General features: G+C 45.8%; 21 protein-coding genes. 10 read left to right on the plus strand and 11 right to left on the minus strand.

Translation table 11 applies throughout. The annotated features are described in order from the left end of the window. Positions 1–138: 138 nt before the first annotated feature. The gene (locus MHB49_RS06785) at positions 139–984 is read left to right on the plus strand and encodes a hypothetical protein (protein ID WP_405155549.1); all 846 of its coding nucleotides are present in this window, start codon (positions 139–141) and stop codon (positions 982–984) included. Positions 985–1233: 249 nt separating this feature from the next. Further along, positions 1234–1941: a stalk domain-containing protein gene (locus tag MHB49_RS06790; protein ID WP_405155550.1), complete on the plus strand. Its 708-nt coding sequence runs from the start codon at positions 1234–1236 to the stop codon at positions 1939–1941. A 145-nt stretch (positions 1942–2086) separates the two neighbouring features. Here MHB49_RS06790 and MHB49_RS06795 read toward each other — a convergent pair whose 3' ends face one another. Next, positions 2087–3061: a ring-cleaving dioxygenase gene (locus tag MHB49_RS06795; protein WP_405155551.1), complete on the minus strand. Its 975-nt coding sequence runs from the start codon at positions 3059–3061 to the stop codon at positions 2087–2089. A gap of 227 nt (positions 3062–3288) precedes the next feature. Here MHB49_RS06795 and MHB49_RS06800 point away from each other — a divergent pair, with 227 nt between their 5' ends. Next, positions 3289–4050, plus strand: a complete 762-nt coding sequence (locus tag MHB49_RS06800; RefSeq protein WP_405155552.1) for a TIGR02206 family membrane protein — start codon at positions 3289–3291, stop codon at positions 4048–4050. A 110-nt stretch (positions 4051–4160) separates the two neighbouring features. On the opposite strand, the gene MHB49_RS06805 is transcribed toward MHB49_RS06800, so the two are convergent. The 3 genes from MHB49_RS06805 to MHB49_RS06815 form a co-directional block, all read right to left on the minus strand. Further along, on the minus strand, positions 4161–4955 hold the full coding sequence (locus MHB49_RS06805) for an SDR family oxidoreductase (protein WP_405155553.1): 795 nt from the start codon (positions 4953–4955) through the stop codon (positions 4161–4163). 160 nt (positions 4956–5115) lie between these two features. Beyond that, the gene (locus MHB49_RS06810) at positions 5116–5373 is read right to left on the minus strand and encodes a YqkE family protein (protein ID WP_247901137.1); all 258 of its coding nucleotides are present in this window, start codon (positions 5371–5373) and stop codon (positions 5116–5118) included. 494 nt (positions 5374–5867) lie between these two features. After that, positions 5868–6515, minus strand: coding sequence for a peptidylprolyl isomerase (locus MHB49_RS06815; RefSeq protein WP_247901139.1), 648 nt, complete (start codon positions 6513–6515; stop codon positions 5868–5870). A 257-nt stretch (positions 6516–6772) separates the two neighbouring features. Between MHB49_RS06815 and MHB49_RS06820 the strand changes: the two genes are divergently transcribed. Next, positions 6773–7984, plus strand: a complete 1212-nt coding sequence (locus MHB49_RS06820; RefSeq protein WP_247901140.1) for an MFS transporter — start codon at positions 6773–6775, stop codon at positions 7982–7984. 174 nt (positions 7985–8158) lie between these two features. Here the strand turns inward: MHB49_RS06820 and MHB49_RS06825 are convergent, their stop codons facing one another. The 3 genes from MHB49_RS06825 to MHB49_RS06835 form a co-directional block, all read right to left on the minus strand. Continuing rightward, entirely contained in the window at positions 8159–8359 is a 201-nt protein-coding gene (locus MHB49_RS06825; RefSeq protein ID WP_405155554.1) for a hypothetical protein, read from the minus strand. Positions 8360–8396: 37 nt separating this feature from the next. Further along, positions 8397–8774, minus strand: a complete 378-nt coding sequence (locus MHB49_RS06830; protein ID WP_405155555.1) for a hypothetical protein — start codon at positions 8772–8774, stop codon at positions 8397–8399. Between the two features lie 131 nt (positions 8775–8905). After that, positions 8906–9067 carry a hypothetical protein gene (locus MHB49_RS06835; RefSeq protein ID WP_167483752.1) on the minus strand — a complete coding sequence of 54 codons (162 nt, stop codon included), beginning with the start codon at positions 9065–9067 and terminating at the stop codon, positions 8906–8908. A 146-nt stretch (positions 9068–9213) separates the two neighbouring features. Here MHB49_RS06835 and MHB49_RS06840 point away from each other — a divergent pair, with 146 nt between their 5' ends. Together MHB49_RS06840 and MHB49_RS06845 are read left to right on the plus strand one after the other, a co-directional pair. Continuing rightward, a complete protein-coding gene (locus MHB49_RS06840) occupies positions 9214–9495 on the plus strand; it encodes a hypothetical protein (RefSeq protein WP_379438738.1) in 282 nt (93 codons plus the stop codon). A gap of 164 nt (positions 9496–9659) precedes the next feature. Continuing rightward, positions 9660–11561 carry an ATP-binding protein gene (locus MHB49_RS06845; RefSeq protein WP_405155556.1) on the plus strand — a complete coding sequence of 634 codons (1902 nt, stop codon included), beginning with the start codon at positions 9660–9662 and terminating at the stop codon, positions 11559–11561. 78 nt (positions 11562–11639) lie between these two features. Here MHB49_RS06845 and MHB49_RS06850 read toward each other — a convergent pair whose 3' ends face one another. Together MHB49_RS06850 and MHB49_RS06855 are read right to left on the minus strand one after the other, a co-directional pair. Then, positions 11640–11891 carry an NHLP leader peptide family RiPP precursor gene (locus MHB49_RS06850; protein WP_405155557.1) on the minus strand — a complete coding sequence of 84 codons (252 nt, stop codon included), beginning with the start codon at positions 11889–11891 and terminating at the stop codon, positions 11640–11642. Positions 11892–11938: 47 nt separating this feature from the next. Next, complete coding sequence (locus MHB49_RS06855) at positions 11939–12886, minus strand: hypothetical protein (protein WP_405155558.1); 948 nt, start codon at positions 12884–12886, stop codon at positions 11939–11941. A gap of 220 nt (positions 12887–13106) precedes the next feature. Between MHB49_RS06855 and MHB49_RS06860 the strand changes: the two genes are divergently transcribed. Next, complete coding sequence (locus tag MHB49_RS06860) at positions 13107–13841, plus strand: hypothetical protein (protein ID WP_405155559.1); 735 nt, start codon at positions 13107–13109, stop codon at positions 13839–13841. A gap of 51 nt (positions 13842–13892) precedes the next feature. Here MHB49_RS06860 and MHB49_RS06865 read toward each other — a convergent pair whose 3' ends face one another. Both MHB49_RS06865 and MHB49_RS06870 read right to left on the minus strand, forming a co-directional pair. Continuing rightward, positions 13893–15149, minus strand: coding sequence for an acyltransferase (locus MHB49_RS06865; RefSeq protein WP_405155560.1), 1257 nt, complete (start codon positions 15147–15149; stop codon positions 13893–13895). 163 nt (positions 15150–15312) lie between these two features. After that, positions 15313–16302 (minus strand): LCP family protein, encoded by a 990-nt coding sequence (locus MHB49_RS06870; RefSeq protein WP_405155561.1) that lies wholly within the window; start codon positions 16300–16302, stop codon positions 15313–15315. 184 nt (positions 16303–16486) lie between these two features. On the opposite strand from MHB49_RS06870, the gene MHB49_RS06875 reads away from it, so the two are divergent. From MHB49_RS06875 to MHB49_RS06885, 3 genes are all read left to right on the plus strand, one after another. Beyond that, the gene (locus MHB49_RS06875; protein ID WP_405155562.1) at positions 16487–17038 is read left to right on the plus strand and encodes an undecaprenyl-diphosphatase; all 552 of its coding nucleotides are present in this window, start codon (positions 16487–16489) and stop codon (positions 17036–17038) included. A 209-nt stretch (positions 17039–17247) separates the two neighbouring features. Then, entirely contained in the window at positions 17248–18984 is a 1737-nt protein-coding gene (locus tag MHB49_RS06880) for a methyl-accepting chemotaxis protein (RefSeq protein ID WP_405155563.1), read from the plus strand. 329 nt (positions 18985–19313) lie between these two features. After that, the gene (locus tag MHB49_RS06885) at positions 19314–22307 is read left to right on the plus strand and encodes a glycoside hydrolase family 9 protein (protein WP_405157061.1); all 2994 of its coding nucleotides are present in this window, start codon (positions 19314–19316) and stop codon (positions 22305–22307) included. The last annotated feature ends 39 nt before the right edge of the window (positions 22308–22346 follow it).

Genomic DNA, 22346 nt, shown 5'->3' on the forward strand with positions numbered 1-22346 from the left:
TGGTTAAAGCCGAACATTCTTTCGTAAAAACTGAAATTTGTAAAGTTATTTTTATGAAACATTAACAAATTCGCAACGCTTGGGCGATAAATGAAGATATAATGGTAGTATTCCACTACAGATAAGGAGCCCAGCATTTTGAAAACTTGGACAGGTATCCTGCTGATGATTATTTTGGCGGTAGCTACGATTAGCACGACTTCGTCTGCCAGAACCATGAATGAATCGCAAAAACAGCTTAACATAGATGATCAATCCAGCCAGACCGCAGCGGTCGCGGCTTCCAATATAGAAACAATGAACGAAACCACTTTTACAACGAAAGAAGCTGCTTCCGTCAAGGAAGGATACATTTCAGTCGCTCCTGAAAATGAAAGCGTAAGACTGTACCCCATGAAAGTGGAGGGTTCAGGATATATATATAACGGAATGGTGCTCGAAGTGAACGGAAAGACACGGGAATTCAGCAAATGGCAAGGAGAAGGCGGGTCCTACAAACCGGAAGTGCATGAATTGGATTTGAATGGAGACGGCAAGAAGGAGATTGTTGTGTTATTTACAGCGGGTCATGGGACGGGGATTTACCTGGGTGAGGCGCATATTATTGATCCGGAAACATTGGAAGAGATGAAGATGCAATCACTGGATGAGATCGTGAAGCAGCATGTAGATTCGAAGGTTGGTGTTACAACAGGTCAGGTTCGTATCAACGTTGCCGTTGATGGTGTTCATGCAGAGCCGTCTCTGATGGAGGAAGATACGAGCGGTGGAGTGTACAACGAAGAACTCAAGTTCGGCAGTGTTGTTTATTACAGTGTGGAGGATGGCAAGTTGGGTGTGTCGGCATCCGGTGCATACGGTATGGGGTTATATGACGGTGACCTGAACTTTGCATATGACTATAAGGATGGCGAGTGGCAGGCTGTTGATTTGGCATACAGCACAGAAGAATATGAAGATGAATACTATGAATCTTTTGATTGAATTTAGTAATTAGAGAAGAGCGGATCTGCGGATAGCTGTGAAAAAAATATGTCCTGCGGTATGAATGACGGAGGGAAAAAGGTGAGGCTGAAAAAAATGATGTATACTTAGCCTCGCTTTGTGCTGTCCGAATTCAAGTTATGGCACAGGGATTTACCATGAAATGGTTGACATTAACACTTTAATGGTTTAAATGTATAAAGGACGAACCTCATCCATCTATACTATACTTTTCAGGAGGGATAGCGAATGAAGAAGAAGGTTGTATTGGGTTTAATGGTGGGTACACTTACGCTCGGCATCGGTACTGGGGCACTGGCGGCAACGGGACTGGAGCCAATCAAAGCGTATCTGAACAGTAAGATATCTCTGAAAATGAATGGAGCAACGGTAACAGCCAAAGATGCCAATGGCAAGACAGTTTTACCGATTACGTACAATGGAACGACTTATTTGCCTGTACGTGCAGTAGGTGACCTGTTGGGTACTGAGATCAGTTATGACAGTGCCAGCTCCTCCGTTATTATTGGCGGCAGTAATGGATCAGCTCCAACGGAAACGAACAAACTGACATTAAGTTCGCTCGGAGAAACCGTGTTGGGAACGTCTGACTGGCATACCAAAGATCCAGCAGATACTTCCTATAAGGGTAAGGATTACAAAGATGTTTATTTGCATGACGATTCAGTCAAGCTCGGAAACAGCTTCCAAATCATGACGAAAAAGAAATATTCCAAATTACATCTGGAACTGGCGGCAGTAGGTGGCTCCCAGGAAATTAAAATAATGGATGGGAATAATACAACACTGAAATCTGTATCGCTTGCTGCGGAAGATGGTTTGGTTGGTGTTGATGTGGATGTATCCAAAACGGATTTTGTGGTTGTGGAGATTGTGGAAGAGACACCTGATTCTTCCTTGTTTGTACCCCTGACTACATCTTATTTGATCAAATAAAAGGACTTTATGGAACGTGAAAAACGATTATCGTCTGAACATCAGCCGGTGTGCTTCTCGGGTGATGGTACCACGATAATCGTTTATTTTTTTGATGATTTATTGAATTATCCATCTACCTATCTGTCTGTTATAAAGCCAGTGATTATCGAATCATGGTGTCCAGCGGTTTCAGTTTGGATTCGATCTCTGCCCGGCGGCCTTCAAGGAATGGAGGCAACGCCAGAGATTCCCCAAGATGAGCCATTTCTTCATCCGTATCGAAGCCAGGACCGTCGGTTGCAAGCTCGAACAAGATACCGTTAGGTTCACGGAAATACAGGGAGCGGAAATAAAAGCGGTCTACAAAACCTGAGTTCGGGAATTGGAAGTTATGAACCCGTTCAACCCACTGTTTCAGTTCTTCTTCATTATCGACCCTGAAGGCAACATGGTGCACACTGCCTCGTCCAGGGCGCTCTTGGGCAAGGTCATTCCGTTCTTCGACATGCACCTCGGAGCCGCTGCCACCTTCACCGGATTCAAAGACGAGCACATCGGGTTGGCCTGCAACAAAAGCGGGATAAGTCCCTTTTTGACGGAAACCGAGCAGATCGGTAAGAACTGTAGCGGTAAGGGAGGCGTCCTTTACCGTAAGATGGGTTGGACCTAAGCCCACAATACCATATTCGGCAGGCACAGGGCTTTGATCCCAAGGTTTACCCCCTGCAACACCTGTATTATGTTCATCCGAAACGAGAATCAGACGTTGTCCTTCAAAGTCTGTAAATGAGAGAGTAGCGCGCCCTCCACGCTCGGTGATTTCTCCATGAGTGACCTCAAATTCATCAAAACGTTGTTGCCAGTATGTCAGGGCGGCATCGCTTGGAACACGAAGTGACGTTGCTGAGATGCTGTTCACACCTTCGCGCGTCTGTCCAGCCATTGGAATTTCAAAGAAGGTAAGTTCGGTACCCGGATTTCCTTTTTCATCTCCATAGAAGAGGTGGTAGACCGAAACGTCATCCTGGTTGACTGTTTTTTTGATTAGTCGCAGACCCATGACGTTTGTGTAGAACCGATAATTCTCAGCGGCGTGTGCGGTCAGTGCAGATACATGGTGAAGTCCTTTGATTTGCATTATAAATTCCTCCTGAGGGTTAAATTATTTTTTTATAATATTCCGTTAAGAAAGTTACTAACTTTAAGTGTGTCCTGTTCTTGAATTTATCTTAACATAAAGATATTTAAAATACAATCCTAATTTATAATTCCATCTGGACAGTGCGCTTATTCAATGCCAAAATGAAAAAGTTAACATTAAAGAGATATATTGTGTTTATGTAATGAGAAGGAGAGAAGAGGCTTATGGCTTATCCTCAGTGGCTTGACCCTTATGATGCGGAACCTTTTATACTATTTTCAAATTCACACCTATGGGCGATCAGTCTGATTGCTGCACTGATTATAGTTATGTTTCTTTTTCGGAATGGGCTGCGCTCATTGTCCTCCAACGTACGCCGGACCATTCGAATTACGATAGCTAGTGTTATGTTTGGCTGTGAGATTGTGCTTCAACTCTGGTATGTATATGGGGAAGTATGGAGTCTGCAGACTTCATTGCCGCTGGAACTATGCAGTCTGTCTCTACTGTTATCGGCGCTGTTATTATTGACACGTAGCCGGCTGCTGCATTCTGCATTGCTGTTCGCAGGTATAGCAGGAGCCTTGATGGCCATTGTAACGCCTAATCTTGGTTATGCTTTTGCACATTTTCGTTTCATTCAATTTTTTACTGCTCACGCCTGTATTATTCTGGCGTTGCTCTACATGACGTGGGTGGAACAGCTTTGTCCAAGCTGGAGATCGGTGTTCGGATCAATGATATTCGTGAATGTGGCAGCGTTGTTGGTATATGTTATGGACGTCCTGCTGGACGCCAATTATATGTTCCTTAGACATAAACCCGATACACCTTCAGTGCTCGACATGTTGGGTCCTTATCCCTTGTACATTCTTGGGGAAGAGGTGTTGGCTGTAGGGATGTTCTCCCTGATGTACGTCCTGCTTTTTGCGATTCCGGAGCGGATAAATAACCGGGTGAAGAGAGGAAAGAGTTCAGCGCTCTAGTTAACAGTTAAGTTAGTTATATTTCAAACTAAACATCCCGCAGCAGTCTGGATATCCAGAATGTTTGCGGGATGTTTGGTTATTAAATCATATGGAGCACATTATTAAGGTTATCCGCGGAGCAAAGATTCCGCCCCATCCACGTAGATCCGGGTACCAGTCACATGGGAAGATTCATCGGAAGCGAGGAAGAGCACCAGATTGGCGACCTGCTTCGACGTTCCAGGTTCACCTTTGAGTGGGTGTTCATGACCTTCCGGAAATTCAACCGGGATCTGTACTTCTTTCAGATCGTCCGAAGGATAGGTGTTGTCATCGATATTGGTATCAATCGCTCCCGGACAGACCGCGTTAACACGAATCTTGTAACGGGCCAATTCCAATGCAGCCATCTTTGTAAATGCCGTTTGGCCTGCTTTGCTGGAAGCGTATGCAGAAAAGCCGATGCCAGAGAATACACGGTTACCGTTAATGGAACTCGTAATAATAATGCTTCCTCCGCGGTCCTTCAAATGGGGAATGGCGTACTTCACAGTTGCAAATGTACCACGCATATTGATGCCCATCGTCTGGTCCCAATCTTCAGGTTCCATCGTTTCAATCGGAGCCATGGTGCCGTTGATGCCCGCATTGGCAAATACAATATCCAGCTGACCAGCTTGCTCTGCCACCTGATTGATGGCCTTCTGCACGTTGTCCGGTTTGGATATATCACATTCAATGACATAGGCTTCTCCGCCTGCTCTTTCAATCGTCTGTTTGGTTTTCTCTGCATTCTCCGGGGTTCGATCCAGCATGAACACTTTCGCCCCATGCTCAGCAAATCGAATGGCTGTTGCCTGGCCAATTCCGGAACCACCTCCGGTTACAATCGCTACTTTCCCTTGCAAACGTTGTTCAGTCATCCTGATCCCTCCGTATCGTATGGATTGTCAGTCAGTATACTCTCTATCTCTACATACCCGACTCCCGCATGGTGAATCATAAGCCTATACAAAAAAACAGGACCGTTGAACGGCCCTGTATCAGTAATTTAGATTTCATAATGATCTGATTGCTGCAAAGTTATTTATGTTTCTTCCAGTCCATCGAACTGTTATTCAACAGGTACTCAAAATCATTATCTTTCCGCTTCTGTTCCGCTTTACGAGCTTCTTCAGCCTGCTGGCGTTCCTGCTCTTTACGGTCTGCCTCGGCTGCCTTGGCTTCATCCGCCTGAGCTTTCAGTTTCTCGAGCACATCACTGCTCAACAGATCCTTTAGTGTGGTCGGTTTATCCTGTGCTGCCTTTGGGGCAGGAGTGTGTTTTTTCGATTTTGCCATGGAATAATCCCCTTTCAAGAACATAAATCAGATTCCATTTATACTCAGTAGTCATATTATATCAGGTTCACGAAACCCATTCCATGAAACACAAGAACAAAAGCAGGAAATGGAGGTTTACATGACGAATGAAAACGGGTATAAAATCATATATTAGTACCGATACTGCGACTATTCCCCTGGAGAAAGGAGTCGTTGTTCATGGAAGTAAACCGAAGCTTGCTGAAAGGGCTTGCATGGGGTGTTGCTTTCAGCTGTCCGCTATGGATAGCGATCATCGGTTGGTTGCGTTTGATGGGATGGATGTATTGAGATCAGCGGGTTGCAGAGCTGCTGCATATAGAGTTGTGCCAGAAGAGGGCATTTTTTATAAAGTCATTTATGCAAACGCTAACATTGAATAAAGCTCTGCCTTGCGTGAACACGCAGGACAGAGCTTTTGTTTGTCTTACAGGTTGTGAATCAAGATGAAACACTAAGATCCGTTCCAAAGGTTAAGGCATTTTCACAGGCTCAGGGTATTCCAAACCGTGAGTGTCGACAGTAACCTTTTTCATGACCTGATCGGTAACTGGTTTGTCTTTTGCGCCTATTTGTTGAGCGGCAATGCCGTCAACGACGTCCATGCCTTCTGATACTTTGCCAAATGTGGCGTACTGATTATCCAAATAATCAGCATCCGCTAACATGATGAAGAACTGGGAGCCTGCGGAGTCCAGATTATCAGATTCGCGCGCCATGGAGATGACCCCACGCGTATGATTCAGGTGGTTTTTGTGACCATTGGATGTGAATTCACCTTTGATCGCATAACCTGGACCGCCTGTTCCGTTTCCGTTTGGATCACCACCCTGAATCATGAAGCCTGGGATAACACGGTGAAAGATCAACCCGTCATAAAAACCTTTATTGGCGAGTGAGATGAAATTGTATACGGTATTGGGCGCAATTTCAGGATACAGCTCGATGACAATTTTTTGCCCGTCTTGCATTTCAATGGTGGCCACAGGATTTGGCCCTTCGGGCGGAGTTGGTACCGTTTCTGTCGCGCCGCTTGAAGGGCGTCCACAACCACTAATGACGATAAGCAGCATCGCCAGAATCAGCGACACAGCTGTTGTTTTTTTCCACCGAAAAGACATGAGAACGTTCCCCCTTGCATCTCTGCACAATATATTTAGTCAGAATTATTTTCGGATAATCCCTCAACTATCATACCGTTTTTGCGGACAAGATGGCAATGCAAGGCAACATATTATGGGCGATAAGGGATGGTGTAAATGCTTACAGAGGTGTAAAATAAGGAAAATGCTTCCGCAGTCAGGGACGTACGGGTCTGTTCCGTCCGCTCCAATACACGGCAGTCCCGACGTCATTAACGGAAAGGGCGTGCGGGTATATGGACTTCTCGTGGAAGCGTAATCTGGTGATTTTGTGGATTGGTGTGTTTTTTTGCAGCACCGCTTATTCAATCTCCATCCCATTTCTGCCTTTGTTTCTGAGTGGCGATCTGGGCGTTCGTGATCACCTGGAGTTCTGGTCAGGGCTTGCCTTTGGCATCACGTTTTTGGCAAGTGCGCTGGTGTCTCCCTTCTGGGGGTCACTCGCTGACAAATACGGGCGCAAGCCAATGCTGATCCGGTCGGGATACAGCCTTGCGGTTTTGTATTTGATCAATTATTTTGTGCAGGACCCGTATTCATTGATCGTGGTTCGTTTGTTTCAGGGATTGCTCGCTGGTTTTGTTCCGGCGGCGATTGCACTTGTGGGTACCAACACACCGGAAGAGAAAACGGGATATGCACTCGGTATCATGTCTACAGCCGGAGCAACAGGAGGAATCATAGGCCCGTTAATTGGCGGGGTGGTAAGCCACTATTACGGCAATCGGAATGCGTTTTTATTTTCAGCCATCGTTGTGTTAGTCTCCGCTTTGATCGCGACCTTTTGGGTTAAGGAAGAGAACTTTAACCGGAACAAGGCGCGTTCCCATGTGATGGATGATATCCGGGAAGCCAGAGCCAACCGATTGTTTATTACGGTGCTTGGCATGATGGGCATATGTACTTTCTCCGTCATGATTCTGGAGCCATTATTGACGGTATACGTGATGGAAATGGGCATCCAGCCCGATCGTGCTTCTCTCAGCTCGGGAATTATTTTCTCAGCGGTTGGTGTAGCCACGGTTATTATGGCACCGCGTTGGGGTAAAATTGGTTCACGAATCGGGTATGGCAAAGTACTGATCATTGGCCTCGTTGGTGGGGCGATTGGTAACCTTCTGCAGTTCTTCACTACAGGTTATATTGGATTCGGCATATTGCGTTTTGTGTATGGATTGTTTTTTGCTGCGGTGTTCCCGGCGATTAATGCGATGATTGTGCAAGTGACCGAACCCGGCTTCCGTGGAAGAGCATTCAGCCTGAATCAGTCGGCTTCCCAGATTGGCACGATGGCGGGGCCGATAATCGGTGGGGTACTGGGGGGCTGGTTGCCGATTCGTTGGATTTTTATTATTAATGGAGTTGCGCTGCTGATTACGGCTGTTGTGGCAAAATGGGCTCGACTGGAACAGAAGTTGCCGGGATCGGGTAAACCTTTAGCAAAGTAAACAAAAACATTACTTTTAAATGGCTAATCGTATAGCTGAAAGAGGGATGGAACTGTAGGAATACGGTTGCCATCTCTTTTTCAGGATAAAGTCTTTGTTATACAGAGAACTAATGCAAAAAGAAACCTCTGCCAAAGAGGTTTCCTCTATTCTTTTTAAATCTGTAATACGTTCCTATTCATCCGTGGATGAATCCGTTCGGGTTACATTGTCATTCTCCTTCGGAATTGCATGTTCAACCGCATCAAGCTGATCCTTATCTGCTAGGGCATCCGGAAAAGAGTCTTCCGTGAATAATCCAAAATTCGGATCAATGTCCCGTTCAGTTACCAGATTATCGGGCTCATGTACTTGTCGCTTCGGATCTTCCTTCATCGTGATTGCACCTCCTGTTAAGCTGTGACAAGGGGGTTTAAGGCCGTAGTGGAATATCGTTCTCCGGTTTGGCATCTGCCCCAGCACCGTTAAGCAGGTCCGTCCCGTGTAGGGCATCGGGGTCGGGTGCGGCGGGGTCAACCGGACTATTAGGTTGGATAAGATCAGCATCAGGCACGGATTCAAGTTCAGGCTCCGCTGTCCGTGACTCCAATTCCGGTTCTTCCGTAACCGCTACAAGGGGCGGATTCACCATATTAGTTGTATCCTCAGTATCGATACGTTTCCCAGTAACTTCATCAAAAGTGTCTCTGTCCCCTTCAGGGGCTTCGGTTTCCATGGGAATATCTCGAGACCTCTGATAACGGTCGTAATAACGGTCGCTCTCTGCATTGCTAATCGGTCGGTCTGACATAAGTAGCACTTCCTTTCAGTGAATTATATAACGGCTGTAATCTCGCACCCATTATGATTCCCTTGTCTTCCTCGAATATGAACATAAGATGAAAATGAAAGCTATATGGATTACAGTTTCAACTTATATACCTAAAATTTGGGGAATACATATTTGACCAGAAAGTACAGGAATCCAAAGAAAATAATGATATAGGCCGCATATTTGATAAACGTGGAAGCGACTTTACTTGAATCCGATTTGTGTTGGACATCCTTATGCTCTACTTCTACCGTTCTGTGTGGCTCATTCATTTGAATCACTCCTCAATGGTATATTGTTGGCTTTGAGGAACCATTACACTGAGAAGGCAAGATTGAATCGCACAGGTCAGTTTTACAGCTTTTCATCTTTGCCCTATGATATGATGAAACATGGATATATGAGGGAGGGATTCCAATTGGATTGGTATACGCTGGGGAATATGATCACTCACATCCGAATCGGGCAAAAAGCATCGACGCCCGGCTTTTCCCGTACCGTTATTCGTCGTCCGGACGGGCTGTTCTGGGTAGGCGGGATATGGTCAGGACAGATTGTCCAATTGCGGGATTATCTTTTTTCGGATATATGGACGATCTATGATGATGAGGAAACGGAGCAGTGGTTGGAATATCGTACAAAGATAGAGCAGAAAGAGCGCGAAATGATTGAGAACCAGTTCGAGGACTTACGCGGATAATGGAGAAAACACTCAAAACCTAACAATAAAATGGAAATAAAACTATAAATCTACTAAAATGTGAATTTTCACTCCCTTTCAAGAAGGTGACACGTTAAACTGTGGCGAATGATAAAATGAGAGAACTTGGGGATAGAGAAAATAAGAACTTTGAGGTGCTGTGAATGAAAAATGTGCCCAAAGCTATCATCATCTTATGGATAAGTATGTTGAATATCCTATGCTTGCCGCATGACTTTGTCTCAGCGACTGCAGGGGAAGTTGACAGACCTGTATCCATTACGGGATGGGAAGTAAAATGGGGGAACGTACACGATCAGGGTTTCATTAGTGAGGTTCAAGGTTCGGAGGAAATCTGGGAGAAGCAAGGTGCAGAAAAACTGGAATACGGCAGCGTTGAAGCTCCTTCAGGTTCTATGTGGACTCGCGTGACCCTTCCTGAAATAAACGAAGATAGCTCGGCAATCCGTTTTGAAAATATTAAAGGGAACCACATAGTGATCTACCTCGATAATCGTAAGGTATATGAGAATTACCATTACAACTATGACAATAATGCGGTGTTGTTACCCTTATCAAGTGAGAATTCAGGTGGGAAACTGTATGTATGGTCCGAGAATGAGAAAGGCAGACTTGGCATCTACGGAACGGTTCAGGTTGGACCTTATGCAACATTACAGGAAAAGTACATTCACAATGGACTGCTGGATGTAATATTAGGAGCGACCTTTGTATTCACGGCTCTTACGATGCTTAGTTGCACATTTTTCCTGGGCAAATTTCATAAAGGATTGTGGATTTCACTATGTATTGTGATGGGTTCCATCGGGACGATGATCATCACTTACTCGCAGTTTTTATATACGTTCTACCAGGTTTACGGTAATCTGTATTCCGTATTGTTTGATTTGGCCATGCTGATGGGCATGCCTGCACTCTGTTATTTTTTTGAACAAATTATCGGACCAGGTCGATATGGCATCTTTACCAAACTCAGAAAATTCCAACTCATCTATTCTGTAGTGGCTGTAGCTGCCCTGATGGTTGATGTTATTTCAGGCGGTCAATGGGATATGCTCTACAGTTTGTTGGTTCAGAACGTGATTGGGTTCATTCTCGTAATTATGTTGAGCATCTTAATGATTGGCACCATCTCCAAAGCGCTTCAGCGGAGCCGGGAAGCTCTGTTGCTTGCTACGGGATTCGGCACATTTGCCTTAATCAGTGTTGCTGAACTATTGTGGTATTACCAGCGCAATGGAACATATCATCTGATATGGTGGAAATGGTCCATGGTTGCTTTTATTATCTCACTTATTGCCATCCTGGGAAGCCGATTTGCTGAAAAACATACCAAAGTGCTGGAATACTCGAAAGAGTTGGAATTATTCAATAATGAATTGCAGCGATCAGAGAAAATGGAGATCATTAGCGAACTGGCGGCATCGGTTGCCCATGAGGTTCGTAATCCGCTGCAGGTGACGCGAGGGTTCCTTCAGCTTATGACAGAGCAGGAAGACAACAAAAACAAAGGGTATGTTCGGATTGCTCTGGAAGAGCTTGATCGGGCTTCCGGTATTATTACCGACTTCCTGACGTTTGCCAAACCGGAGTTTGATCATATCGTCTCTCTGAATATCGCGGATGAATTTAACCATATCGAAGGTATTCTTGTTCCGATGGCTAATCTGGAGGGCGGCAAAATAACAACTGATATTCCGCCAGATTTATGCATCAGAGGGAACTCATCCAAATTTAAACAGGCTTTTATTAATATTATTAAAAATAGTATTGAAGCTCTGCAAGGGCAGGGTCAGATTGATATTTGGGCCTATGCTCAGGATGGGGTCATCAAGATACATGTTAGAGATAACGGCGAGGGTATGGATGAGGAAGCGCTGGTCCGCCTTGGAGAGCCCTATTTCTCGAACAAAATCAAGGGGACAGGCCTTGGAATGATGGTGACCTTTCGAATCGTTGAAGCCATGCATGGGCAGATCAGTTTTACAAGCACAAAAGGGGTAGGAACAGAAGCTGTTGTATCTTTTGCTGCGTTCGTCGAATGACGAGCGGCAGAAGTGTACAATGGCTTTTTTTGTTCACTACCCCTTGTGATGTTGCTTCACATATTCAATTGAATCCGTTTAGCTTCTCCACGGTCCGCAATTGACGTCATAATTCACTTTGGATGGATTGGGAGGAATCACAAGAACATAGTCATTCTGTTGTTCTTCAACGGTACGAATCTGAATGTGTTCAGGAATATCAATGCCAAATGCTTCACGAAGCGCTTGCTTCGGGTTGGAGTGCAGTTGTTGTCTGAAGTGCTCATCAGTCCAGGCCTTTTCAATAATATCCTCGTGCAACGTTTTCTCTGATACCATCATCGTCAACATTCCCTTCAAATTTATAATTGAACTGTACCAGCGCTTTTCTTTGGCCATTAGGACGAATGTGATTTTTCGCTGATCCAGTAATGAAACCCACCTTGAAGAAGCGTTTTTTTATGCTGTTTTATGTCCTGAACAGCCTGTCCCAGAATACTGCATAAGTAAGAATTAAACGCTTCGAGATGCGAAAATTCCAAGTTAGAAGATGTTAGCTTGAGGTTATATTGCTGAGCAATGTCAACATAGGAGTTCATGAATTCAGTATTGTATACATTATCATGTACAATTTCACTTATAGGATGAACCGGATAGTTGTGTTCCAGTGCCGTGGATATGTGGGAGAGGAAGCTGTTGTAATTTCCATGCACAGCATCTTGTTTCGTGTCTGTAAAGTCATCTGTCATCTGGAGAGTCATCAGTGCAATATTGACGTTAGAACATAACGCAGTAATGCGATGCTTCTGTTCCAGAAGAAGGAGTGAGCCAGCAGCTCCGAGCTGAAGTGGGGCGGCTTTTTGGGCGATTAATAATGGGTTTATCCTGAAATAATCAATGGAATTTTCACCGGTGACGCTCATGGCCCAATCTTCCACATACTGTCTGAAATACGTCCAGAACGGGGAAGAAAGGCTGAATAGCTCTGAATAGGCACAAATGGCATCCATGTGGTAAAGATTACCCAGTGATAATTTCAGTGTTACATCTTCGGGTTTTTCGTCCATAACTTCATCCTGATTCAGAAAATATAGCATATGCATGAGACAGGCAGTACTTAGTTTGTGTGCCTTTTCTGGTGGCAGTCCATCCGAGAGTTGCATCCACAATGGAATAATGTAGCCAATGTAGCTGTGACCCGAATCTCGTAACAGAGGGTTGACCAAATGAAGTTGTTCTAGTGCATGTTCTGACATTGGTTCAGGATATTTCTGTACCAGCTGCTCTGCTGCAGCGAACACCACCTCCACATCGGATCTAAACGGATCAAACCATTCTCTCCGCATCGTTTGGTTACGTCCTTCCCATAATAAAATAATTAAGGACTATTCGACTAGATCATGAAGTTACTATCAGTATACCGGAAATGATTTGAAAAAAATAGGATTTTTTGTGATGAATTGTGAAAAAAATAATGACATTTTGTATTTTTATGGCATAAAAAAGTGGAATTTAGGCTCAAACTAAGAGAGCACAGGATTTTGACATATGAAAGGAAGAAGCGAAATGAAATACAGTGTGACAAAATGGATGGCAGCCGGACTGGCAGCCGTATTTATAACAGCATCAACCGGCTATACGACATCTGCTGATCCAAATGGATCTGCTGAAGATCATGTGGCGACACCATCAACCTCCACAAACCAAGCCAAGCCATGCATGCAAGCAGGTCATGGCTTGTTTATGATTGGAGAAACCGCAGATTTACTTGGCATTGGACTCCGTGATTTAAAGGAACAGATGGAGCTTGGCAAAACGCTGACTCAGATTGCCAAGGAACGCAAGGGTCTTAGTGAAGATCAATTGTTGGAGAAGCTGAAGCCTTCGCTCACTCAGCGATTGGATAAGGCGGCCGAAGAAGGCTGTCTCACGAAGGAGCAGGCAGCAGCAGCCAAAGCAGGTATGGATTCCAAACTCAAGAAGGTAATCAATACACCACTGCGGGAGTTAAGACGTGAGTTCGCGCACCATGGCAACAGACGTCCGTTGATAGACAAGGGGGCTATTGCCCGCTTTATCGGCATCACTCCGGAGCAGCTCCACCAACAACTTCAGAGCGGGAAGTCACTGGCTGAGATTGCTCAGGCAAAAGGCATCAGTGAAACGCAGCTGGTAGACAAGCTAAAGGAGCAGTTGACGGGTGACCTGAAAAGGTTCGTTAATCAGAAGGGCAATGCACATCAAGCTCCTGGCCCTCATGAACCTGTACCCGGTCGTTCCGCTTCCACAGAAGTGAAGTAAAAAAAGAGCGTCTTCCACGAAGGGAGACGCTTTTTCTATATTCAACCAGGATTAGCTGGTTTCCGGACTGCGATTTGCACTGGCAGACGGATTTCGCTCGGGTGAATTGGTTCTGCCCGCAGATATGGTATCATGCAAACGTCGACGTCGACCTAGACGATTCCTCCGTTGCAATCCTACGGTGAAGCGAGAACCAGGGAGTTGGGATAGTCCCCAACTGATGGCAAGAGACGTTGCCACGGTAAGCAGAAACGAGAGCAACGTAATTGGCAGATGCCATCCGGTTAATGTAAGCGGCCGGGTAACATACGCGATGCAGTAGATAATCAGTGCATGAACCAAATAAGCACCAAAAGAATATCGGCCAATCCACGTCAGGAGCCGCTGAAATGGGTTATCTTTGCCTCGCAGCAGTACAAGGAACCCATAGAACATGAACATCTGAGCCATAATAATAAGGAATGTCGTCGGCTTCAGATAGGTTGAGATATTCAGGTTAACGACATCCCCGGATCCCCGCAGCACGTCATATCCAAGCCATATATACATCCCGATAAACAGACAGACCATCCAGGGTAATACCTTTGCGGTCCAGCCCCTCCAGCTATCCACTGACCAGGCACAGACTGCGCCCAGCAAAAAATAAAACCAGTACATTACCCATGAATAGGAACGATATTGCAGCAAACCCGACCAGGGTTGAGGTAATGAAGCTGTCCAGCCGCCCATATCGTAGTAAGACCATTTCATTAGCAATGTATATAATGCCATCCCAATGAGAATCAGCGTGATGACGCATTGCATCGGGGTGAAACGTGTAACTTTTTCAATACGTCTCTGAATGAACTTTGCACCTGTAAGAAACAGGGGAAACAGAATATAGAACTGAAACACCATGATCACAAACCATAGATGATATCCCGTCTGGGGAAGAAACAGTTCTCGAACAAAACTCCGGAAGTCCGGCATACCGGAAAGCCAGAACTCGGGAGTAAATATACGGACAAACAACCAATAGATGAATGTCCATACCACAAAGGGTACATAGATATCTCCAAACCGTTTTCGGATAAAACGGGGGTAATCCGGTTTGGTATGACTGTGATGATAGAACAGCATTACACCGGACAGGAAGACGAATGTCGGTGTACCAAAACGTGTCAGATGATAAATCATGGTCAGCATGACGGAATCAGGTTGTTCAATATCGGCGCGATATATATATTCCGCGATGTTATGCTGCATTACAATGGCGAGAAACGCAAGGCCGCGCAGTTGTGTCCATTCCACGATTCGCGGTTTATTCACGTGTGTATTCCTCCTTCTGTAACCGGAATTCATCATTTAAGGGTACCTGTTAAACATTAAGGCTGCATTAAATGGGGAAAATAGGCACAAAAAAAGACGGCGGCCGCCGTCTTTTTAATTGAAGTATTCGGGTACTTACTTGCTTCTTTAAGTTTTCATTAATTTAGTTTGAATCGGGTACTTTCGTTGATCCATCCTCTGAAGATTTCGCATCTTCCTCAAACAAATTCTGAATGTATGCCTGAAGTTTGGGTTTATTAACACCGAGTACCTGGGCAGAACCTGCAAGCTCATTGGTAAGCAGCTTGTTAGGAGGGATCTGCTGTTTATCGATTTCATTCACGTTAATATCAAATCCGAGCGAAGCCAATTTCAACATCTGTGTTGGACTGAGGTCTGTCTCGATATATGGAGCGACAGCTTCCAATATTTCAGGAATCTTGAAGAGTGAAGTCGTACTTTGCATCTTCTTGGCCAGCTCAGTCATAAAAGTCCGCTGCCGTTCGGTACGCGTAAAGTCTGATGTGGCATCGTGTCGGAACCGGACATATTGAAGGGCGGTCTTGCCGTCCATATGCTGAAGTCCTTTTTTGAGATCAATATCGTACATATGTTTATCTGCTTTGCTGGTATAATACATGTCTTTCTCTACATCAATATCGATCCCGTCTACAGCATCAACCAGCGCCATGAATCCGATAAAATCAGTATACACGTAGTGCTGGATAGGGATGCCGAGCAGGTCACCTACCGTTTGTTTGGTTAATTCCGCTCCGCCGTAGGAGAAGGCCGCGTTGAGTCTGCTCTTGCCATGTCCCGGAATATCAACATATGTATCACGCAGAACAGAGAAGAGATGGGCTTTCTTCGATACCGGATCAATGGAAGCGACCATAACCGAATCTGAACGACCGGCATCCTCCCCTCTGGTGTCACCGCCAAGCAGCAAAATGTTAACTCGTTCCTTCCCTTCCCATTTGGGAACAGGGGTGGTTGGGGTGTCCGTATTTTGGTTTGTGTCAGAAGTGGAAGTCTCGGAAGCGGTTGAGATGCTATTGGCAAAATGAACAATCGAGTATCCGTAATATACAATAACGCCGGCTATGGCAAGTGCCAGGGTTAGGGATGTTCCCCATAACCATTTCTTAAGCATAATCTTCACCTTTCTATGAATGAACTATTATGTAACCCAAACTAGTTTAACAAAAAGTAAGAGAAATGTCCCCTTTGATTTCGAAAGTTCGGTTACTAGGCGACATGTTTGACAAATAGTTAGTGTATATTTATTATGTAAAAAATAATCGTGTTTTGTGTAATGGAGGTATTAAACGACTGTTATGAATCAATCTGTATTTAATTGGATCAACCAGTTTGCTGACCGTATTCCGTTTCTGGACTGGTTTATGATTACATCAGCTGAATATGCGGTTTGGGTTATGATCGGACTTCTTGTGATTGTGTGGTTTCTTGGCAACCCGTCGAAGCAACGAATTGTGTTTTATGCGTGTGTAGCTTCGATCATAGCACTTGTTCTGGCCAAATGGGGAATTTCACCTGTGGTAGGTCATCCAAGGCCGTTCATGGAAGGCACGGTGCATCAACTGGTTCCGCATGTGCCAGATCCATCTTTTCCAAGTAAACATGCTTCCTTTGTATTTGCGCTAGCTGCAGCTTCGTTTTTTATTGGACGCCGCTTCGGTATGTGGATGCTGTTGCTTGCTGTGCTGACAGGAGTCTCGCGTGTCTATGTTGGTGTACATTATCCTGGAGATATCCTGGGCGGATTTATTCTGGGCAGCCTGGTCAGTGTAATCTTGATTGCTACGCGTAATTATACCAAGTCGATTCCCGATTTCTTCATTAACATTCATCGGCGGATTTTCCGTTAGGTATATGAACTTATACGAGTGGAAGAGAAGCTCGGATATAAAAGCCTTGAGTTTTTGGAGTGCCAAAGACTTGAGGCTTTTTTGTGTTTATTTCGAAGTTAAATGAAATTTACAAAAAATCAAATTCTCATATATACAATTCATGACGAAAGGTGTCGATATATTATAAATATGCAGTAGTTTATGCACTAAGTTGAGGAGTGGGGAATATGGAAGGTACGCGGGGGAACGTGATGGGGAAATTGAGATTAACGATTCGAATGAAATTATTGACCGGATTTTTGATTGTGGCGGCACTTCTGGCTTTTGTGAGCATATATGCGCTGACCCAAATCCATGATATGTCTAGCAAAGCTGATGACATCGACAAAACATGGATGCCTAGTGTGTCTCTGTTGGGCCAAATGAATGGAGATGTATCCGATGTAGAGCGTCTTGCGCTAGCCATCATCGTCGAGCAGGACGAGAATGAAACTGTAAAGTTGAAAGAGGCTCAGGATCAGCTTCTGGCCAAGATTGAAGATGAACGAAAACAGTTGCTGACATTCATTGCAAACAATGAGGCGGCGATGAAACTTTACAATGATTTTAGCACCAACTATGATGCTTATCTGGCAAAGATGCCTGCATTCATTGAACTAGGTTTGAACAACAATTTTGTTGATTCCAGCAAACTGCATACAGAGGCTTATCCCCTATGGTATTCAGCTAATGACGCCATTGCTCAATTGATTACAATGGGGAATGAAGGGTCGGATTCGGCTACAAATGCATCGGTTGAATCAGCTGAAAAGGCATTTAATGTTATTTTGGGAGTAACGATTGTTGCATTCTTGCTCGCCATGTTTATCGCCTTCTTCATTGCAAGTATCATCTCGCGTCCGATTCAGAAGATGAATGCTGCAGCGATGTTGATTGCAGACGGTGATCTGACAAGTGAGAAGATTGTTCTCAAGAACAAAGATGAGCTGGGAACGCTGGCCGATTCCTTCAATGTGATGACTGGCAACCTGCGGGAGATGATTCAATCCGTATCGATGACATCCGAACAGGTAGCTGCTTCCTCAGAGGAGCTTCTCGCGAGTGCAGAGCAGAATACCAGAGCATCGGAACAGATCTCCGAAACGGTAGAGGAATTGGCCGAAGGTACGTCTAATCAGGTAGATATGGTGAAGCGCTCTTCACAGGCGATGAGTGAGATGGCGATTGGTTCGGAACAGATTGCTGAGCTTGCTCAAAGTGTATCCGTATCAGCTGTTGATGCAGCGAATCAGTCTGCCGAAGGAAATATGATTATTCAGCAGGCTGTTGAACAGATGGGTTCTGTTCGTAATTCCATTGCATCGTTGACCGAACTGGTTACAGGACTGGGAGATCGCTCAGCAGAGATTGGTACCATTACCGAGGTTATCAACAATATTGCCCGTCAGACCAATCTGCTTGCATTGAATGCAGCGATTGAAGCGGCACGAGCAGGAGAGCATGGCAGAGGTTTTGCTGTTGTTGCCGGAGAAGTGCGTAAGCTGGCCGAGGAATCCTCTGAATCTGCTCAAAAAATTACGGATCTCGTGCAATTGATTCAGAAGGATACAGATCATGCCGTGCAGGCTGTGAAAGTAAATAGCAATGAAACAGAGGCAGGCATTGAGATTGTAACCGCGGCGGGACAAGCCTTTGAACAGATTTCGAATGCAGTGAACAAGGTCGCTGGTGAAATTCAGGAAGTATCTGCAGGTTCGGAGGAAATGTCAGCAAGTACGACTGAAGTTGTAGGGTACGTGGATCAGATCTCCAACATTGCTGGAGAAGCTGCAGGTGGAGTGCATAATGTATCCGCGGCAACCCAGCAGCAGCTGGCTTCGATGGAAGAGATTGCTTCGTCCGCAGGCTCTTTATCCAAAATGGCAGAAGAATTACAGGAGCAAATCAACAAATTCAGAGTATAAACGATCCAAAAGACGGGCGTTCAGACTGGATAATAGGATGATCATAATTTAATCTGTAGCACGGCTTATCCGAGATATCTGGACTGTTTCTTATATTGCATTCATGCAATATGAGGGACAGTCTTTTTTGTCATATCACTACCCTGACATGTCACAACAATGTTATTTCAGAAGTCACCAGCGCTGATATTGCAACTGGAGCAAAAGGATATAATGGTAATTAATGGTGGAAATACATGGAGTCACACCATAGAAAGGAGCGGGTCATTACATCAGTGTATTTGGAAAATGACGAGACGACTATTGCAGAAGGAGATGAATGGTTGAAGATGAAGGGAAGCTGGTGGAGACGAATCGCTATTCTTGCGTTATCGGCAGGGCTACTGGCAGGAAGTACATCCATACAGGCATGGAATGGCAAGGCAGATGCGGCTGCCGGGAATCATAACTATGCGGAAGCATTGCAGAAGGCGGTTTATTTCTATGAAACACAGCGTTCAGGGAAATTGCCGGAAGACAACCGGGTGGAATGGCGTGGTGATTCCGGATTAAATGACGGAGCGGATGTTGGGGTTGATTTAACCGGAGGGTGGTACGATGCCGGGGATCATGTGAAATTCGGTTTGCCCATGGCCTATTCGGCTACGATGTTAGCATGGTCTGTTGTGGAATACCGCGAGGGATACGAGCAGGCAGGGCAACTCGAGGAGATTAAGGATAACTTGAGATGGGCCACAGACTATTTTGTGAAAGCGCATACAAAACCAAATGAATTATGGGGACAAGTTGGAGCAGGCAATACAGACCATGCCTGGTGGGGACCGGCTGAAGTGATGCAGATGAACCGTCCTGCTTATAAGATCGATGCATCCTGTCCGGGAAGTGAACTTGCGGGAGAAACCGCAGCGGCACTCGCTTCTTCATCCATTGTGTTCCGGGACAGTGACCCGGATTATGCGAACAAACTGCTTCAGCATGCGAAGGAACTTTACAGCTTCGCGGATACGTATCGAGGCAAATATTCCGATTGCATTACAGATGCTCAATCGTTCTACAATTCATGGACAGGTTACTATGATGAACTCGCCTGGGCTGCAACATGGTTATATATGGCGACAAATGATAGCGCTTACTTGTCCAAAGCCATTGCCACGGCGAATCTGTGGCAGGCGGATGGACAGAACGGGAACTGGGCCTATACATGGACCCAAGGCTGGGATGACAAACATTACGGAGCGCAGATTCTGCTGGCCCGCATTACGTCCAGTCTGAACATGCCAGAAGCGACGCGGTTCATTCAATCCACGGAGCGCAATCTGGATTATTGGTCAGTAGGCACAAATGGACAACGGATCAAGTATACACCGGGCGGGCTTGCCTGGCTTGATACATGGGGATCACTCCGTTATGCAGCGAATGCATCGTTTATTGCTTTTGTGTACTCCGACTGGGTCAGTGATCCGGTGAAGAAAGCAAGGTATCAGGACTTTGCCGTCTCGCAAATGAACTACATCCTGGGGGATAATCCTCGCCAGAGCAGTTATGTAGTCGGTTATGGTCAGAATCCGCCTAAGCACCCTCATCATAGGACCTCCCACAGTTCATGGATGAATTCTGAAAATACACCATCAGATCACCGTCACATGTTGTACGGAGCAATGGTTGGTGGACCGGATGCGTCGGATGCCTATACCGATTCCATTGGGGACTATGTCAGCAATGAGGTGGCAACCGATTACAATGCGGGCTTTACAGGCGCGTTAGCCAAGATGAATCTGCTGTTCGGCCAGAATGATCAGCCCATTGCGAATTTCCCGGCTCCCGAAGTGAAGACAGATGAGTTCTTTGTCGAAGCTGCCGTGAAAGCATCCGGTTCCAATTACACGGAAATCAAGGCTCAACTGAACAATCGTTCCGGCTGGCCTGCGCGGATGGGGGATAAATTGTCTTTTCGCTATTTCCTGGATCTGAGTGAAGTTTACGCTGCAGGATATACCGCTTCTGACGTCCATGTTACAACCGCATACGCCGAGGGAGCGACTGTATCCCAACCCGTTGTGGTTGATGCAGCGAAACGAATATACGCGGTTACTGCGGACTATACCGGAACCAAAATATACCCGGGCGGGGAAGGACATTACCGCAAAGAAGTTCAGTTCCGCATTACCGGCCCCCAAGGCGCCTGGAATGCGAATAATGATCATTCATTCCAGGGCTTGGGCACAGGCAATGTGGCGAAGAGTGTATATCTCCCAGTCTACGATGCGGGAATACGGATATACGGTCAGCAACCTGGTGTTACACCCATCGTCACGCCTGCTGCACCTTCGGGGGTGCAGGCTGTCTCAGGGAATGCACAGGTCATCCTGAACTGGGCAGCATCACCTGGGGCAGAATCGTACACCGTGAAGCGTGCCGAGCTGAATGGGGGTCCATATACTTTTGTGGCGACAGGTGTACAGGGACTGACATATACGAACACGGGGCTCACGAATGGGAAGACCTATTACTACGTGGTGACGGCTGTGAATTCAGCCGGGGAATCGCCGGAATCTGCACAAGCCTCTGTCACGCCGCAGGCTGGAACAGCGTTGCCTGGCGCACTGACGTTAAGCGGTACGGCCGGGAACGACCAGTCGATTCTGACCTGGACGGCAGCCACGGGAGCTGAGACTTATAAGGTACAGCGCTCCGTTGGGGGCGGCGCATATACCGATGTGGCAACTGGATTGTCAGTGTTGAATTATATCGATGCAACAGCCGTAAATGGTACAGCGTACAGTTATCGAATCGCCGCCGTGAATGCGAGTGGACAGACGTTGTCCAATATCGTGACGTTGACACCTAGTGCGCCTCCTACAACGACAGGCACACTTGAGGTGCAGTATCGTAACGGAGGATCAGGTGTTTCCGACAATGCGGTGACTCCGCAGTTTAATCTGAAGAACACCGGGACTCAGGCGGTGGATCTGAGCACAGTGAAGATCCGGTATTATTTTACGAAGGATGGCACGGGTGATCTGAGCTTCTGGTGTGATTATGCCCAGATCGGTACGGCTAACATTGAAGGCAAATTCGTCACGCTGACTCCGGCTAAGGGTACAGCGGATACCTATCTGGAGATCGGCTTCAAATCCGGGGCTGGAAGCCTGGCTGCCGGAGCCGAGACAGGCGTGATCCAGGGGCGTTTCTCGAAGAACAACTGGAGCAATTTTGATCAGAGCAATGACTATTCCTACGATGCCACGAAGACGGCTTTTGCCTCATGGAATCAGGTAACGGGGTATCAGGGAGGTACGAAATTCTGGGGCGTTGAGCCATAAATTTAAAGGAGTCAACAGATCAAACAAGCCAACAGATCA

Source organism: Paenibacillus sp. FSL K6-0108 (genome assembly GCF_045040695.1).
In the GTDB taxonomy this organism is placed as follows: domain Bacteria; phylum Bacillota; class Bacilli; order Paenibacillales; family Paenibacillaceae; genus Paenibacillus; species Paenibacillus pabuli_B.

Excerpts from the sequence above, each read along its gene's own strand:
- MHB49_RS06790 (WP_405155550.1), top strand. The coding sequence starts at position 1,234 with ATGAAGAAGAAGGTTGTATTGGGTTTAATGGTGGGTACACTTACGCTC.
- MHB49_RS06795 (WP_405155551.1), bottom strand. The coding sequence starts at position 3,061 with ATGCAAATCAAAGGACTTCACCATGTATCTGCACTGACCGCACACGCC.
- MHB49_RS06800 (WP_405155552.1), top strand. The coding sequence starts at position 3,289 with ATGGCTTATCCTCAGTGGCTTGACCCTTATGATGCGGAACCTTTTATA.
- MHB49_RS06805 (WP_405155553.1), bottom strand. The coding sequence starts at position 4,955 with ATGACTGAACAACGTTTGCAAGGGAAAGTAGCGATTGTAACCGGAGGT.
- MHB49_RS06810 (WP_247901137.1), bottom strand. The coding sequence starts at position 5,373 with ATGGCAAAATCGAAAAAACACACTCCTGCCCCAAAGGCAGCACAGGAT.
- MHB49_RS06815 (WP_247901139.1), bottom strand. The coding sequence starts at position 6,515 with ATGTCTTTTCGGTGGAAAAAAACAACAGCTGTGTCGCTGATTCTGGCG.
- MHB49_RS06820 (WP_247901140.1), top strand. The coding sequence starts at position 6,773 with ATGGACTTCTCGTGGAAGCGTAATCTGGTGATTTTGTGGATTGGTGTG.
- MHB49_RS06825 (WP_405155554.1), bottom strand. The coding sequence starts at position 8,359 with ATGAAGGAAGATCCGAAGCGACAAGTACATGAGCCCGATAATCTGGTA.
- MHB49_RS06830 (WP_405155555.1), bottom strand. The coding sequence starts at position 8,774 with ATGTCAGACCGACCGATTAGCAATGCAGAGAGCGACCGTTATTACGAC.
- MHB49_RS06835 (WP_167483752.1), bottom strand. The coding sequence starts at position 9,067 with ATGAATGAGCCACACAGAACGGTAGAAGTAGAGCATAAGGATGTCCAA.
- MHB49_RS06845 (WP_405155556.1), top strand. The coding sequence starts at position 9,660 with ATGAAAAATGTGCCCAAAGCTATCATCATCTTATGGATAAGTATGTTG.
- MHB49_RS06850 (WP_405155557.1), bottom strand. The coding sequence starts at position 11,891 with ATGTTGACGATGATGGTATCAGAGAAAACGTTGCACGAGGATATTATT.
- MHB49_RS06855 (WP_405155558.1), bottom strand. The coding sequence starts at position 12,886 with ATGCGGAGAGAATGGTTTGATCCGTTTAGATCCGATGTGGAGGTGGTG.
- MHB49_RS06860 (WP_405155559.1), top strand. The coding sequence starts at position 13,107 with ATGAAATACAGTGTGACAAAATGGATGGCAGCCGGACTGGCAGCCGTA.
- MHB49_RS06870 (WP_405155561.1), bottom strand. The coding sequence starts at position 16,302 with ATGCTTAAGAAATGGTTATGGGGAACATCCCTAACCCTGGCACTTGCC.
- MHB49_RS06875 (WP_405155562.1), top strand. The coding sequence starts at position 16,487 with ATGAATCAATCTGTATTTAATTGGATCAACCAGTTTGCTGACCGTATT.
- MHB49_RS06880 (WP_405155563.1), top strand. The coding sequence starts at position 17,248 with ATGGAAGGTACGCGGGGGAACGTGATGGGGAAATTGAGATTAACGATT.
- MHB49_RS06885 (WP_405157061.1), top strand. The coding sequence starts at position 19,314 with ATGAAGGGAAGCTGGTGGAGACGAATCGCTATTCTTGCGTTATCGGCA.